Consider the following 14,886-nt stretch of genomic DNA (forward strand, 5'->3'; position numbering starts at 1 on the left):
CTGAAACCGGCCCGCAGCACACGCGCGGGCCGGCATCATCCTCTCAGAGAAACCCGTCTTCCGGCGTCATCACCGTGGGCAAGGCCCGGGGCAGCGTCCAGGGGAAATCCTGGCAATAATGCAGGCCGCGGCTTTCCTTGCGCGACAGCGCAGCGGCCACCACCAGGGCGGCGACCTGGATCAGGTTGCGGCATTCCAGCAGGTCGCTGGTGACCCGGTGTTCCTGGTAGTACGCTTCGATTTCCTGATCCAGCAGACTGATGCGCTGACGCGCGCGGCCCAGGCGTTTTTGCGTACGCACGATGCCGACGTAGTTGGACATCAGGCGCCGGACCTCGTCCCAGGCGTGCGTGACCAGCACGGCTTCGGAACTGTCGCGCGCCCGGCTGTCGTCCCAATCCGGCACCTGGCCGGGCACGGATTTTTCCTCTGCTTGAGCGTCGATGTCGTGCGCGGCGTTACGGCCGATCACCAGGCACTCCAGCAGGGAATTGCTGGCCAGACGGTTGGCGCCATGCAGGCCGGTATAGGCGGTTTCCCCCACCGCGTACAAGCCGGGGATATCGGTGCGACCGTTCATGTCGACCACCACGCCGCCGCAGGTGAAATGCATCGCCGGCACCACTGGAATCGGCTCGCGGCTCATGTCGATGCCGAATTCCAGGCAGCGGGCATGGATGGTCGGAAAATGTTCGCGGATGAACTCGGCCGGCCGGTGGCTGATGTCCAGGTCCACGTGGGTCAGGCCGCGTTTCTTGATCTCGAAATCGATGGCGCGGGCCACCACATCGCGCGGGGCGAGTTCCAGGCGCTCGTCGTGCCACTGCATGAAGCGCTCGCCCGCCTGGGCGCCGGCCGAAGCCGGCAGGCGCAGCACCCCGCCCTCGCCGCGCACGGCCTCGGAAATCAGGAAGGACTTGGCCTGCGGGTGGTACATGCAGGTCGGGTGGAACTGCATGAATTCCATATTGGCCACGCGGCAGCCCGCCCGCCAGGCCATGGCGATGCCGTCGCCCGTGGAGGTATCGGGATTGCTGGTGTGCAGATAGACCTTGCCTGCGCCGCCCGTCGCCAGTACGACGCGCGATGCCAGCACGGTATGCACGCGGTCGGCACGCTCGTCGTAGACGTAGGCTCCCAGGCAGCGGGCCGGCTGGTTGGCGGCAGCCGGCCAGCCATCGGCCAGAATGCGGCTGGTGATGAGTTCGACCCCGGAATGATATTCCAGCAGAGTGATGTTGCGATGCGCCCGGACCTGCTGCTCCAGCGTCTGCTGGACCAGGTGGCCGGTGGCGTCGGCGGCGTGGATGATGCGCCGCTGGCTGTGGCCGCCCTCGCGGGTCAGGTGAAAGCCCAGTTCAGCGCCCCGATCAGGTGTAAAGGGCACACCCAGTTCAATCAACCAGTCGATGGCCGAACGACCCTGCTCGACGATGTGGCGCGTGGCGTCGGTGTCGCACAGTCCGGCGCCCGCGACCAGCGTGTCGGCGATGTGCTCGTCATGGCTGTCCTGGGAATCCAGCACGGCGGCAATGCCGCCCTGCGCCCAGTTGCTGGCCCCATCGAGCAAGGCCTTCTTGGACAACACAGCGACTTTCTTGTCGGCCGCCAGATGCAGTGCCACCGTCAGGCCGGCCAGGCCGCTGCCGATGATCAGGACGTCGTACTGATGGTTCATCCACGAACTCTCGAAGAACAAAAGAAAAACCCTGCGGCGGCCGATGGCCGCGCGCAGGGTCGCTGCCGATCAGAAGATCAGGCGATCAGTGCGGGGCGCCGGCGACCAGCCAGTCGACCACCGTCTTGATGTCGGCGTCGGAAATCCCGACGTTGGGCGGCATCGGGATCGGACCGTAGACACCCGAGCTGCCGCCCTTGATGTGCTTGGTCAGGACTTCGGCGGCATCCGCCTGGCCCTTGTGCTTGGCGGCGACCTCGTCGTACGCCGGGCCGATGACCTTCTTGTCGACCGCGTGACAGGCCAGACAGGCGTTCTTGGTCAGGATGTCCTTGACCTGGGCATAATCCGGCGCAGCGTGCGCGGCCTGGCCCATGGCCAGCAGAGAAAGGCTCAAGGCGAGAGCAGACAGTTTCATGTGTAAATCTCCGTCATACTAAAACTAAACAAAAAATTTCCAACGAACGCCCGACAGGGTGCCCGGCATGATTCTTTTTCCGCCCACCAGCAGCGGCGAAAAGGCCTCATTACACCACGGGCGGCGGGTGGACGGTAGATTAGCACTACGATTCGTAGGTTTTCCGGCCCCCGCGTCTTTCCTCGATTGTACGCTCGTCCTATCATGGAACTGAACGACTTCACTGCGGAGTTTCACCATGATCAACGGCGCGCTGCCCCCCTCCTGGGACATCGAAACCTGGCTGAACATCCACGAGGCCGCGCCCACGCTGGAATCGCTGCGCGGCACCGTGGTGGTCGTGCATGCCTTCCAGATGCTGTGTCCGGGCTGCGTGTCTCACGGCCTGCCCCAGGCCAAGGCGATCCACGAGTCCTTTCCGCCGGGACGCGTTCAGGTGATCGGCCTGCACACGGTCTTCGAGCATCATGCGGCCATGGGCGAAATCGCGCTGCGGGCGTTCCTGCACGAATACCGGATCCGCTTTCCCGTGGGCATCGACCGGCCTTCCCCGTCCGGCAATCCGATCCCCCTGACCATGCAGGCCTGGGGCCTGCAGGGCACGCCATCCCTGGTGATTCTGGATGCCCGGGGCAACGTGCGCCTGCATCATTTCGGCCGCCTGGATGACCTGCGCGCAGGCGCAGTCATCGGTCAGCTTCTGGCCGAAGCGGACGCGACGGCCCCATGAACCCCGCCAGTAGATCGATGGGGATCGGAAACACCAGGGTGGACGACTTGTCGCCCGCCACCTGGGACAGGGTCTCCAGGTAGCGCAACTGCATGGCGGCCGGTTCCCGGGCCAGGGTATTGGCCGCATCGGCCAGCGCCTGGGCCGCCTGGCGCTCGCCCTCGGCGTGGATGACTTTGGCGCGGCGTTCACGCTCGGCTTCGGCCTGGCGCGCCATGGCCCGTACCATGGTCTCGTTCAGGCCGATGTCCTTGATCTCGACATTGGTGACCTTGATGCCCCAGCCGTCGGTCTGGGCGTCCAGAATGGTCTGGATGTCCTGGTTCAGTTTTTCGCGCTCGGCCAGCATCTCGTCCAGTTCGTGCTTGCCCAGCACCGCCCGCAGCGTCGTCTGCGCCAACTGGCTGGTGGCCTCCAGGTAGCGTTCGACCTGGATGATGGCCTTGCCCGGGTCCACGACACGGAAATACAGCACTGCATTGACCTGCACCGAGACGTTGTCGCGGGAAATCACGTCCTGAGGCGGGATGTCCAGCGTCACCACACGCATATCCACACGCACCGCCTGCTGCAGAAAGGGAATCACGATGATCAGCCCCGGCCCTTTGCTGCCCGTGAACCGGCCCAGTGTGAAAATCACTGCGCGATCGTATTCACGCAGGATGCGGAACATCTTGAACAGCACGAACACCAGGAAGATGAGCGCTACCAGGACGAGGCTTGAATCCAGTTCCAGAAACATCATGAGGGTTCTCCCAGAGAAACATCCCGCTCGGGGACGGGTTCGACTTCCAGCATCAGGCCGTGTTCGGCCCGGACGCGCACAGCCTGACCGAGGCGTAAAGGCGTGGACGCATGCACCTGCCAGATCTCGCCGCGTACCAGGGCCCGCGCCCGGCCACGCGTATCGGACGCCTGAGTGACTTCACCGACCATGCCGGGCAGTTCTTCGTTGCCGCCCCGTGCACGGCCGCGATGGGCCTGGATGGCGATGATCACGCCCAGCAGGAGGATCAGACCCAGCAGCGACAGCGCCCAGACCGATTGCGAACCGAAATAGACCAGCAGCATGTCCTTGTCCAGAAAGATCGACGGATGCGCGCGGTCCGGATTGCACCGGACCGTGCCCGCCGGATGCGGCCAAGCCGCAACGAGGGCGGCTCAGCCGATGCGATGCCGTTTGGCGTAGTCGTTCATCACATCGGCCAGGACCACCGCCTGATTGTGTTCCGTATCCTTGGCGCCGAACACCAGGGTGACGCGCCTGCCCTGGGCCGCCGCAAAGACCTCGCCGATGCGGGCCTGCGCCTGTTCGTCCTTCAATTCGACGGCATAGTCGCGGCGGAAACCGTCCCAACGCTCGGGCTTGTGGCCGAACCAGGTGCGCAGCGCCGAACTGGGCGCCAGGTCCTTGCACCACAGATCATAATGGAACGTGTCTTTAGACAGGCCGCGCGGCCAGAGCCGGTCGACGAACACGCGCAGGCCGTCCGTGTCCGACGGCGCTTCGTAAGCGCGCTTGATCTGTATGGATGATTTCACAATACCTGCCTTTCCGGACTGCCCGCCCGGACCCCGGCCTTGCGGCCGGAAAGTCGGCACGATCAGTCTCAACTGGGATGCGTCATGTCCAGAGGGACGATCCATTCATCGTACTGCGCATCCGTCAGAAAGCCCAGCGACAGCGCGGCTTCGCGCAAGGTGCTGTGTTCCTTGTGAGCCTTCTTGGCGATCGCGGCCGCCTTGTCGTAGCCGATGTGGCGGTTCAGCGCCGTCACCAGCATCAGGTTCTTGTTCAGGTTTTCCTCGATGCGCGGCCGGTTGGGCTCGATGCCGACGGCGCAATGCTCATCGAAGGACAGGCAGGCGTCGGCCAGCAGGCCGATGCTTTCGAGGACGTTGTGCACCATCACGGGCTTGTAGACGTTCAACTGAAAATTGCCCTGGGACCCGGCGAAGGCCACCGCGGCATCGTTGCCGTAGACCTGGGCGCAGACCATGGTCATGGCCTCGCACTGGGTGGGATTGACTTTGCCCGGCATGATGGACGAGCCCGGCTCGTTTTCCGGGATCAGCAGTTCGCCGATGCCGCAGCGCGGACCGCTGGACAGCCAGCGCACGTCGTTGGCGATCTTCATCAGCGCGCCGGCCAGGGTGCGCAGCGCCGCCGACAGGTTCACCAGCGCATCGTGGGCCGACAGGGCAAAGAACTTGTTTTCTGCGCTGCGAAAAGGCAGTCCGGTGATGTCGGCAATGCGGGCGGCGGCCAGTTCGCCGAAACGCGGGTGGGCGTTCAGGCCGGTGCCCACGGCCGTACCGCCGATCGCCAGGTCGTAGACGCCCGGCAGCGCCGCCTGTACGGTGTCCAGGGCAAAGTCGATCTGCGCCACCCAGGCGCTGATTTCCTGACCCAGCGTGATCGGCGTGGCGTCTTGCAGGTGGGTCCGTCCTGTCTTGACGATGTCCTGGAAGGCCCTGGCCTTGGCGTCCAGCGTGGCGCGCAGGCGCCCGACGGACGGGAAGAAATGGCGTGCCAGTTCTTCGGCCACCGCGATGTGCATGGCCGTGGGGAAGGTGTCGTTGGACGATTGGCCGCGATTGACGTGGTCGTTGGGGTGCACCGGAGTCTTGGAGCCCACCTGCCCGCCCGCCAGCGCGATGGCCCGGTTGGAGATGACTTCGTTTGCGTTCATGTTCGACTGGGTGCCCGAGCCGGTCTGGAACACCACCAGCGGGAATTCGCCGTCGAGCTTGCCCTCGATGACTTCGTCGGCGGCGCGCACGATCAGATTGCCGATGTCGGCGGGCAGTTCACCCAGTTCGGCGTTGGCCTGGGCGGCAGCCTTTTTCAGCACGCCCAGGGCGCGGATCACCGGAGGCTGCCATCGAAACCGTGCTACACCGATCGGGAAATTCTGGATGGAACGCTGCGTCTGCGCACCCCAGTAATGCGCGGCGGGCACCTCGATGGCGCCCATGGAATCGGTTTCGGTACGGCTGTCGGCCATGATGTCACACTCCGGGAGATGAGGAAAAGGGTTCTGGCACTGAGGCGGCGGCGGTCAGGACCGAAGAAACGTCCCCCACGCTGCGCGGCGCCCCCAAAAGGGGGGCGGTTTTTGCCTCGGGACGGCCCGGCGGCAAAAAGCAATCCGCCCAGACCCGCGCCACGTCGAGCATGCGGTTGGCGAAGCCCCATTCATTGTCGAACCAGATGAGCAGATTGGCGAAACGGCCCTGGTTGACCCGGGTCTGGCCCAGATCGACGACGGCCGAGTGCGGGTCGTGGTTGAAGTCCACCGAGGCATGGGGCTGGTCGGCGCAGGCGATCAGGTCGGGGCGGTGCCGGGCCGCCTCGGCGAACAGCGCATTCAGGGCTTCCGGGCTGGTGTCCTGGCGCAGATTGACGGCCAGGTCGATGGCCGAGACGTTGAGGATGGGCACCCGCACCGCCTTGGCCTGGATGCGGCCGGCCAAGCCGGGCAGCATGCGCTCGATGCCCTGGGCCAGGCCCGTGGCGACCGGCACGATGGACTGCATGGCCGAACGGGTGCGGCGCAGATCCGTGTGGTGATAGCCATCGATCATGGGCTGATCGTTCATCACCGAATGCAGCGTGGTCAGGAAGGCGCCATCCACGCCCAGGCGGCGTTCCAGCAGATCCAGGATCGGGACGGCGGCGTTGGTCGTGCATGAAGCCGCCGACACGATGCGCTGATCGGCGCGCAATTCATCATCATTGATGCCGTGGACAATGGTGCAATCCACGTCTGCTGCGCTCTTGCCGGGATGCGAGACCAGCACCCGCGGGCAGCCTGCGTCCAGAAATGCCTGCAAGTGGTCACGCGTCGAGAAGGCGCCGGAACATTCCAACAGCAGATCGAACTCCAGTTGCTCCCAAGGGCCATCGGCCGGTTCCCTGGCATGGAAGACGGGGATCGCCCGGCCGGCGATCTCCAGCCCGTCCTCGACCACGCGGACCGTCCCCGGAAAGATGCCATGGGTCGAATCGAAGCGTGTCAGGTAGGCCATGGACTCCAGGTCCGCCGGCTCGTTGATCGCCACGACCTGCAGACGATCACGGTACGGGGATTCCATCAGTGCGCGCAGCACGCAGCGCCCGATCCGGCCGTAACCGTTGATGGCGATGCGCAGGGGACGGGAGACGGCGGGTTCGAAGCGGTCAGCGGGCATGGCGGGGGGCAGGAAGAAGATCAGCGCGCGGCGCGGTAGCCGGCAACGACGTTGCGTGGCGCGTCGCGCAGGAAGGCATCGATGTTGTCGCGCACCTGGCGGATCATCGCCCGGATGGCGGCATCGCTGCTCCAGGCCACGTGCGGAGTCAGAATGAAGTTCGGGTGGTCCAGCAAGCGCATCAGCGGATGGTCCGGCGCGGGGGGTTCCTGGGAGGCCACATCAAAACCCGCGCCGCTGATCTGCCCCGAGCGCAGCGCGTGTTCCAGCGCGTATTCGTCCACCAGCCCTCCGCGCGCGGTGTTGACCAGCAATGGTTTGCGTTCCATCAGGGCGAACTCGGCAGCGCCGATCATGCCCCGGGTCTGAGCATTCAAAGGGCAATGCAGGCTGATCACGTCACTGGTGCGCAGGACGTGGTTGAAATCGGTGTAATCGCTGGTGGGCTCATTGGCATCCCGCCGCGCAGCGAACTGGACCTTCATGCCGAAGGCGCGCGCGATCTCGGCCACCGCTTCGCCCAGCGCGCCCCGGCCGATGATGCCCAAGGTCGAGCCGGCCAGATCATGTACCGGAAAATCGAAATAGCAGAACTGGCCACTGGCCTGCCAGCGGCCGTCCTGCACCGACTGGCGGTAGGCCAGCAGATTGCGCCGCAAGGCCAGCATCAGGGCAAAAGTGTGTTCGGGCACGGCGTGCACGGCATAGTCGCGCACGTTGGACACGATGATGCCACGCTGATCGCAGGCGTCCAGGTCGACGTTGTCGGTGCCGGTCGCGGCGATGGCAATCATCTTCAGGCGTGACGCCTGGGCGATCGCGTCGGCGGCCAGCGGAACTTTGTTGACGATGACGATATCGGCGTCACAGATGCGTTCGGCGACCTGCTCAGGTGCCGTGCGCGGGTACGAGACCCATTTGTGAGGGGCTTCCGGGCCGGTAAACGTCTCCGTCGCTGGCAGGGAATCCCGGTCCAGGAAAACGATACGCAGGGTGTCCATTGAACGAACCTCATCGAAAGGCAACGACAGCCTGGATAGTCTACCGCATGACCGGGCAGCCGCCGGAAGCAAGTGGTATAAAACGAAGGAGCACCCCCCCTATTCCCCCATGGGAGCATCATGAAACTCTATTACTTCCCCGGCGCCTGCCCTCTGGCCAGCCACATCGTCCTCGAATGGATCGGCAAGCCCTACGAAACCGTCCGGCTGACCCGCGAGCAGACCAAGGAAGCCGACTATCTGGCACTCAATCCGACCGGCGCCGTCCCCACCCTGGTGGACGGCGACTTCGTCCTGACCCAGAGCGCCGCCATCCTGAACTATCTGGCAGAACTCAATCCTCAGGCCGACCTGCTGGGCGACACACCCCGCGAACGCGCGGAAACCCATCGCTGGCTGGGCCTGTGCAATTCCGACCTGCACAAGACCTTCTCCCTGGTCTTCGGCGCAAGCCAATTCAGCGGCGGTGACGAGGCCGTGGCTCAGGTTCTGGCCGTCAAAGCGATCGAACATCTGCGGGGACTGTTGAGCATCACCAATAACCAGTTGCGTGGACGCGACTGGCTGACCGGCAAACGCTCGGTGGCTGATACCTACCTGTTCGTGATCCTGCTGTGGACCGGTTTCAAGCAGATTCCGCTGGACGGCCTGGACGAACTGCGCCGGTTCCAGGAGCACATGCAAGCCGACGCCGGCGTCCAGGCCGCCATGAAGGCACAGGGTTTGATCTGACGATTGCCCGGCCAAGCCGGGCAATTCTCTATCCAGATCGGCACGGATCCAAACCGTGATCAGGCCCCCAGGTACGCCTTGCGGACCTCGTCGTTGGTGAGCAGGTTGGCGCCGGTGTCGGCCAGCACGACCTTGCCGGTTTCCAGGACGTAGCCCCGGTCAGCCACCTGCAAGGCCTTGTTGGCGTTCTGCTCGACCAGGAACACCGTCACGCCTTCCTCGCGGATGGTACGGATGATGTCGAAGATCTGGGCAATGATCAGCGGCGCCAGGCCCAGCGTAGGCTCGTCCAGCAACAGCAGCTTGGGGCGCGTCATCAGCGCCCGGCCGATGGCGAGCATCTGCTGTTCGCCGCCGGACATGGTGCCGGCACGCTGGTTGGCGCGCTCGCGCAGACGCGGGAACAGGTCGAAGACGTGCTCCATGCCTTCCTCGGTCAGGGTACGGTTCAGGAAGAACGCACCCATGTTCAGGTTTTCGGCCACCGTCAGGTCGGGAAACACGCGCCGGCCTTCCGGCGAGATGGCGATCCCGCGCTGCATGATGACGTGCGTGGGTTCCTGAGTGATGTCCTGATCCAGGAAGGTGATCCTGCCCGAGCGGGCGCGCGGGTTGCCGCAGACCGACATGAGCAGCGTGGTCTTGCCGGCGCCGTTGGCGCCGATCAGGGTGACGATTTCCCCCTGGTTGACCTCTACGGATACCTCGTTCAGGGCCTGGATGGCCCCGTAGAACGTGCTGACGTTTTCGAGTTTGAGCACGGTCATTCCCCCAGATAAGCTTTGATGACGCGGGGATCCGCGCGGACTTCGCCGGGCAAGCCGGTCGTGATGGGCTTGCCGTGTTCCATGACCAGGATGCGGTCGGACACGCCCATCACCAGGCTCATGTCGTGCTCGATCAGCAGCACGGCCACGCCGAATTCGCGCCGCAACTGATCGATCAGCGACTGCAGGTCGCGTTTTTCCTGGGGATTCAGGCCGGCGGCCGGCTCGTCGAGCATCAGCAGACGCGGCTGGGTGATCATGCAACGGGCGATTTCCAGGCGGCGCTGGTGACCATAGGCCAGATTGCCGGCCTCGCGGTTGGCGTACTGGCGGATGCCCATGAAATCCAGCCACTGGACCGCGCGTTTCTTGGCCTCGGTTTCGGAATGCCGGAACGAGGGTAGCTTGAGCAAGCCCTGCAGCAGACCGGTTTCCATCAGGGTGTGCTGCGCCACCATCAGGTTTTCCAGCACGGTCAGGTTCTTGAACAGCCGCACGTTCTGGAACGTGCGTACCAGCCCGTGGCGGGCGACCTTGTGGCTGGGCTGGCCGGTGATGGCCTTGCCATCCATCAGGATGTCGCCCGTCGTGGGCTTGTAAAAGCCGCCCACGCAGTTGAACACGGTGGTCTTGCCGGCGCCGTTGGGACCGATGATGGCAAAGACTTCGTCACGACGCACGTCGAATTCGACCTGATCGACGGCCAGCAGGCCGCCGAACCGCATGGTCAGTCCGCTGACCTTCAGCAATGTTTCACTCATGATTCCAATTCCACTTGCGGACGTTTCACCGGCAACAGGCCCTGCGGACGCCAGACCATCATGACGACCATGACCAGGCCGAAGATCAGCATGCGGTATTCGGCGAATTCGCGGGCGACCTCGGGGATGACGGTCAGCAGCACGGCAGCCAGGATGACGCCCAGTTGCGAGCCCATGCCACCCAGCACGACGATGGCCAGGATCAGCGCCGATTCGATGAAGGTGAAGGATTCCGGATTGACCAGGCCCTGGCGCGCGGCGAAGAACGCCCCGCCGAAGCCGGCGAACATGGCCCCCATGGTAAAGGCCGAGAGCTTGATGTTGCGCGGGTTCAGGCCCAGCGAACGGCAGGCGATCTCGTCTTCGCGCAGGGCTTCCCAGGCGCGGCCGATCGGCATGCGGATCAGGCGGCTGGTGAAGTACAGAGTGAACAGCACCAGCACCAGCGCCATCAGGTACAGGTAGATCACCACGTCCTGGCTGTTGAAGGACCAGCCCATCAGTTCATGGAAGGTCGGCGTGCCGTCCACGGAACGGCGCACCATCTGGTAACCGAAGAAGGACGGCTTGGGAATCCCCGAGATACCGTCCGGACCGCCGGTGAAATCGGTCAGGTTGATGAGCAGCAGACGGATGATTTCACCAAAGCCCAGAGTCACGATCGCCAGGTAATCGCCTCGCAGCCGCAGCACCGGGAAACCCAGGATGAAGCCGAAAAAGGCCGACATCAGACCGGCGAACGGCAAGGCTTCCCAGAAGCCCCAGCCCGCCCAGTGATACAGCAAGGCGTAGGTGTAGGCGCCCACGGCGTAGAAACCGACGAAACCCAGGTCCAGCAGACCGGCGAAACCCACCACGATGTTCAGGCCCAGGCCCAGCATCACGTAGATCAGCACCAGCGTGGCGATGTCCACCTGGGCGCGGCCGGTGAAGAACGGCCAGACCAGCGCGAACAGCACCAGCACCAGAATCGCCTTGTGACGGAACGCGTCCGTGATGGCGGGAATACGGAACCGTGAAGGCGCAGCCGCCTTGCCGGCCCGGTGCTGGCGCCACACGGCGTTCAGGATGTGGAACACGAAGACCGCCAGCATGCCGCCGATGATCATCTTCCAGTCGGGTTGCAGGTAGGTTTCCTGGCCCCGGCGCAGGATCTGCAGGCCATATACGGGGGCAATGATCACCCCCGCCAGCAGCGAGGCGATCGCTGCATTCTTGAGATACTGATTCATATTAGACTTTTTCCACCTCGGGTTTGCCCAACAGCCCCGTGGGACGGAACAGCAGGATGAAGACCAGCAGCAGGAAGGCGACGATGTCCTTGTACTGCGAGGAGATGAAAGCGGCGGCGAAAGTCTCGGCCAGGCCCAGCAGCACACCGCCCAGCATGGCGCCGGGGATGCTGCCGATGCCGCCCAGCACGGCGGCGGTAAAGGCCTTGATGCCGGCGATGAAACCGATGAAAGGATTGAGCTTGCCGATGGCCAGCGCAATCAGCACACCGCCGACGGCGGCCAGCATGGCACCGATCATGAAGGTGAGGGAAATGATCCGGCTGGTGTCGATGCCCAGCAGATTGGCCATGCGCAGGTCCTGGGAGCAGGCCCGCGACGCCTGTCCGGTGCGCGAATACTTGATGAACAGGGTCAGGCCGATCATCATCAACACTGTCACCACGATGATCAGGATGCGGGAATACGGCGTCGTCACGCTGAAGTCGCTGGAACCGATCGTGAAGTTGAACGATCCACTGATCAGCGCAGGCACGGCCATGTCGCGTGCGCCCTGCCCCGTGGCCACCCAGTTTTGCAGAAAGATCGACATACCGATGGCGGAGATCAGCGGCACCAGGCGCGGGCTGTTGCGCAGCGGTGCGTAAGCGATTTTCTCGACGGCAAAACCGTAGACCGCAGTCACCAGCACGGCCATGATCAGCATGATCAGCACCATCAGGGGCAGCGGCAGGCCGCTGCCCACGCCGATGGCCGAGAGCGTCACCAGGCCCACGTAGGCGCCGATCATGTAGATCTCGCCGTGGGCGAAGTTGATCATGCCGATGATGCCGTAGACCATGGTGTAACCAATGGCGATCAAGGCATAGATGGCGCCCAGCGACAAGCCGTTGAACAGCTGTTGCGTCAATAGAGGAAGCAGGTCGGACATAATGTCGGGGGGAGTAAGACGAAAAGACGGCCGGGCGACATGCGCCCGGAGGAACCGCAGCGGCCCCGGCGTCAGCCGGAGCCGCCCAAGCCCGTCAGGGCTGGATCTGGGTCAGGTTGCCGTTGGCATCCCAGCGGAAAACCGCGAACTCGAAATGCTTGAGGTCGCCCTTGGCATCATAATCGACCTTGCCGATGGCAGTGTCGAAGCTATTGCCGTGCATGTAGTCGGCGACCTTGGCCGGGTCCGTACCCACTGCGTTGATACTGTCGGCCAGCACCTGCATGGCCGCATAGGCGGTCATGGTGAAGGCGCCGTCAGGGCTGCGTTGGTACTTCTTGAACTGTTCGAGAACCTTCTCGTTGCCCTTGCGCTTGGTGAAGTCGGCCGGCAGCGTCACCAGCAGCTTGTCCACGGCCGGGCCCGCGATGGCGGCGAGGTCCTTGTTGGCCACGCCTTCGGGACCCATGAACTGGGTTTCCAGACCTTGCTCGCGCGCCTGACGCAGCAGCAGGCCCAGTTCGGGGTGATAGCCGCCGAAATAGATCAGATCGGGGCCCAGAGCCTTCAGTTTCGAGATGACCGCGGAATAGTCGCTGTCGCCGACGTTGATGCCTTCGAACATGGCGATGTTCACGCCGTCTTTTTCCAGGGCCTTCTGGACCTGGGTGGCCACGCCGTTGCCGTAGGTCTGCTTGTCATGCAGGATGGCGACCTTCTTGGGCTTGAGCTGCTGGGCAATGTAACCGGCGGCAAAGGGGCCTTGCTGGTCGTCGCGACCGATGGTGCGGAAGAAGAAGTGTGGCTTGATCGTGTCAGTGACCAGCGGGGACGTGGCGCCCGGGGTGATGGCGACGATGCCTTCCTGTTCGTAGACGTTCACGGCCGGGACGGTGGTGCCCGAGCAGGCGTGGGCGATGGCAAACTTGGCGCCGGCGTTGACCACGCGGTTGGCGGCCGGGACGGCCTGCTTGGGTTCGCAGCCGTCGTCGATCAGCAGGGGCTCGATCTTCATGCCCTTGATGCCGCCGGCTTCGTTCATGGCATCAATGGCCGTCAAGGCGCCCGCCTGAATCTGATCGCCATACTGAGTGTTGGGGCCGGTCATCGGCTGGGGAATGCCGATCTTGAGGGTGTCGGCATGAGCGCCGGCAGCCAGAGCCAGAGCTCCGAACGCGAGGATGCAGGGGGTGATGCGCAGTGTGAACTTCATTCGATAGTCTCCGGTAGAGGCACCCGTGGCAATATTTCGGTATCCCCGTTCGGGACCGAAGCCAGAGAGCGCCAAGCCTTGGTTTTGCTTTCCGCCCTGAGCGGCAGGCGTATTCTGAAGGCTCTCCCCCCGAGGTGTCACTACGGTTAATCCCTTATGACCGAACGTGACCATGATGGGTGCCCCCGGGTCGGGCACCCCCCGTTTCAGACGGAGAACTCACGCGCCAGTTCGCCCGCCCGGCGTGCGGCGGCGTCCACCGCCGCGCGCATGATCTCGGCAAGACCGCGATCCTGGAAGACCGCCAGCGCTGCGGCCGTGGTGCCGCCCTTGGACGTCACCCGATCACGCAAGACCGCAGGCGAATCCGGTGACAGGGTCGCCAACTGGGTCGCGCCATGAAAAGTACCCAGCGCCAGCCGGCGCGCCTGGTCTGGTGTCAGGCCTTGCTCGATGCCGGCCGCGATCAGGGCCTCCAGGAACAAGAAGACATAGGCGGGACCGCTGCCGGACACCGCCGTGACGGCGTCGATGGCGGCGTCGTCCCTCACCCAGATGACCTCGCCGACGGCGCGCAGCAGTTCCTCGGCCAAGGCACGATCGGACTCATCCACGCCGGCCAGGGCCGCCATGCCCGTCATGCCGCAGGCAATCAGTGCCGGCGTATTGGGCATGCAGCGGACGACCCGGGCATAGGGCCGATCGTCGTCACCCAGCCAGCGCGCGATCACCTCGCCGGGGATGCCGGCAGCGATGCTGATGATCAGGGTATCGGGGCGCAACCAGGGACGGCACTGGCGCACGACCTCGGCCATGACCTGGGGCTTGACGGCGAAGAACCAGACACGGCATTCGGCCAGGCGCGCATCGGGCGCCGCCGCCGTGGTGGTACCCAACGCGTCCCAGCGTTCGCGAGTTTCCTCGCCGGGGTCGATGACGTGGACATTGCCGGCGGCGCAACGCCGGCCGATCAGGCCGCTGGCCAGGGCGTTGGCCATATTGCCGCCGCCAATGAGCGCAAGAGAAAGTTCTGTTTTCATGACCCGGCATTGTACGGACAAGCGCTGTTGGACAGAAGGCCTCACATCGGACATTGGAAAGAAAACGCACAGGAAACGAAAAGAAAAACAAGGAAATCAGGGATTGCCAAAGCTGTCATCAGCCCATCACAATGACTCCCTATAATCCCCTCCCGCCGCCGTCCCGGGCGAACCGGGAGGCACAATCAC

16 protein-coding genes are annotated in these 14,886 nt (G+C 64.2%); 2 read left to right on the forward strand and 14 right to left on the reverse strand.

What is annotated here, in order from left to right; genetic code table 11:
* Positions 1-43 precede the first annotated feature (43 nt).
* Both nadB and WA983_RS11020 read right to left on the reverse strand, forming a co-directional pair.
* Complete coding sequence (nadB, locus tag WA983_RS11015) at positions 44-1,678, reverse strand: L-aspartate oxidase (RefSeq protein ID WP_424252390.1); 1,635 nt, start codon at positions 1,676-1,678, stop codon at positions 44-46.
* An 85-nt stretch (positions 1,679-1,763) separates the two neighbouring features.
* On the reverse strand, positions 1,764-2,096 hold the full coding sequence (locus tag WA983_RS11020; RefSeq protein ID WP_424252392.1) for a c-type cytochrome: 333 nt from the start codon (positions 2,094-2,096) through the stop codon (positions 1,764-1,766).
* 238 nt (positions 2,097-2,334) lie between these two features.
* Here WA983_RS11020 and WA983_RS11025 point away from each other — a divergent pair, with 238 nt between their 5' ends.
* Positions 2,335-2,826, forward strand: coding sequence for a TlpA family protein disulfide reductase (locus tag WA983_RS11025; protein ID WP_424252394.1), 492 nt, complete (start codon positions 2,335-2,337; stop codon positions 2,824-2,826).
* On the opposite strand, the gene WA983_RS11030 is transcribed toward WA983_RS11025, so the two are convergent.
* The 6 genes from WA983_RS11030 to WA983_RS11055 form a co-directional block, all read right to left on the reverse strand.
* Positions 2,783-3,499, reverse strand: a complete 717-nt coding sequence (locus tag WA983_RS11030; RefSeq protein ID WP_424252425.1) for a slipin family protein — start codon at positions 3,497-3,499, stop codon at positions 2,783-2,785. The genes WA983_RS11025 and WA983_RS11030 overlap by 44 nt on opposite strands.
* 68 nt (positions 3,500-3,567) lie before the next feature.
* A complete protein-coding gene (locus tag WA983_RS11035; RefSeq protein WP_424252395.1) occupies positions 3,568-3,897 on the reverse strand; it encodes an NfeD family protein in 330 nt (109 codons plus the stop codon).
* 90 nt (positions 3,898-3,987) lie between these two features.
* Complete coding sequence (locus WA983_RS11040; protein WP_424252397.1) at positions 3,988-4,368, reverse strand: DUF488 domain-containing protein; 381 nt, start codon at positions 4,366-4,368, stop codon at positions 3,988-3,990.
* A 68-nt stretch (positions 4,369-4,436) separates the two neighbouring features.
* The gene (gene fumC, locus WA983_RS11045) at positions 4,437-5,834 is read right to left on the reverse strand and encodes a class II fumarate hydratase (RefSeq protein ID WP_424252399.1); all 1,398 of its coding nucleotides are present in this window, start codon (positions 5,832-5,834) and stop codon (positions 4,437-4,439) included.
* 4 nt (positions 5,835-5,838) lie between these two features.
* Positions 5,839-7,020 carry a type I glyceraldehyde-3-phosphate dehydrogenase gene (locus WA983_RS11050; RefSeq protein WP_424312026.1) on the reverse strand — a complete coding sequence of 394 codons (1,182 nt, stop codon included), beginning with the start codon at positions 7,018-7,020 and terminating at the stop codon, positions 5,839-5,841.
* 20 nt (positions 7,021-7,040) lie between these two features.
* Positions 7,041-8,012: a D-2-hydroxyacid dehydrogenase gene (locus WA983_RS11055; protein ID WP_424252427.1), complete on the reverse strand. Its 972-nt coding sequence runs from the start codon at positions 8,010-8,012 to the stop codon at positions 7,041-7,043.
* A 129-nt stretch (positions 8,013-8,141) separates the two neighbouring features.
* Here WA983_RS11055 and WA983_RS11060 point away from each other — a divergent pair, with 129 nt between their 5' ends.
* Positions 8,142-8,753, forward strand: a complete 612-nt coding sequence (locus tag WA983_RS11060; protein WP_424252403.1) for a glutathione S-transferase family protein — start codon at positions 8,142-8,144, stop codon at positions 8,751-8,753.
* Between the two features lie 59 nt (positions 8,754-8,812).
* Here WA983_RS11060 and WA983_RS11065 read toward each other — a convergent pair whose 3' ends face one another.
* From WA983_RS11065 to proC, 6 genes are all read right to left on the reverse strand, one after another.
* Positions 8,813-9,514, reverse strand: coding sequence for an ABC transporter ATP-binding protein (locus WA983_RS11065; protein ID WP_424252405.1), 702 nt, complete (start codon positions 9,512-9,514; stop codon positions 8,813-8,815).
* A 2-nt stretch (positions 9,515-9,516) separates the two neighbouring features.
* A complete protein-coding gene (gene livG / locus WA983_RS11070) occupies positions 9,517-10,281 on the reverse strand; it encodes a high-affinity branched-chain amino acid ABC transporter ATP-binding protein LivG (RefSeq protein ID WP_424252407.1) in 765 nt (254 codons plus the stop codon).
* Complete coding sequence (locus WA983_RS11075) at positions 10,278-11,513, reverse strand: high-affinity branched-chain amino acid ABC transporter permease LivM (protein WP_424252409.1); 1,236 nt, start codon at positions 11,511-11,513, stop codon at positions 10,278-10,280. The genes livG and WA983_RS11075 overlap by 4 nt, the downstream gene beginning before the upstream one ends.
* Position 11,514: 1 nt before the next feature.
* The gene (livH, locus tag WA983_RS11080; RefSeq protein WP_424252411.1) at positions 11,515-12,444 is read right to left on the reverse strand and encodes a high-affinity branched-chain amino acid ABC transporter permease LivH; all 930 of its coding nucleotides are present in this window, start codon (positions 12,442-12,444) and stop codon (positions 11,515-11,517) included.
* 94 nt (positions 12,445-12,538) lie between these two features.
* Complete coding sequence (locus tag WA983_RS11085; RefSeq protein WP_424252413.1) at positions 12,539-13,657, reverse strand: high-affinity branched-chain amino acid ABC transporter substrate-binding protein; 1,119 nt, start codon at positions 13,655-13,657, stop codon at positions 12,539-12,541.
* Positions 13,658-13,863: 206 nt separating this feature from the next.
* On the reverse strand, positions 13,864-14,697 hold the full coding sequence (gene proC, locus WA983_RS11090) for a pyrroline-5-carboxylate reductase (RefSeq protein WP_424312027.1): 834 nt from the start codon (positions 14,695-14,697) through the stop codon (positions 13,864-13,866).
* Positions 14,698-14,886 lie beyond the last annotated feature (189 nt).

The sequence above is a fragment of the Castellaniella sp. genome (assembly GCF_049650445.1).
In the GTDB taxonomy this organism is placed as follows: Bacteria; Pseudomonadota; Gammaproteobacteria; order Burkholderiales; family Burkholderiaceae_B; genus Castellaniella.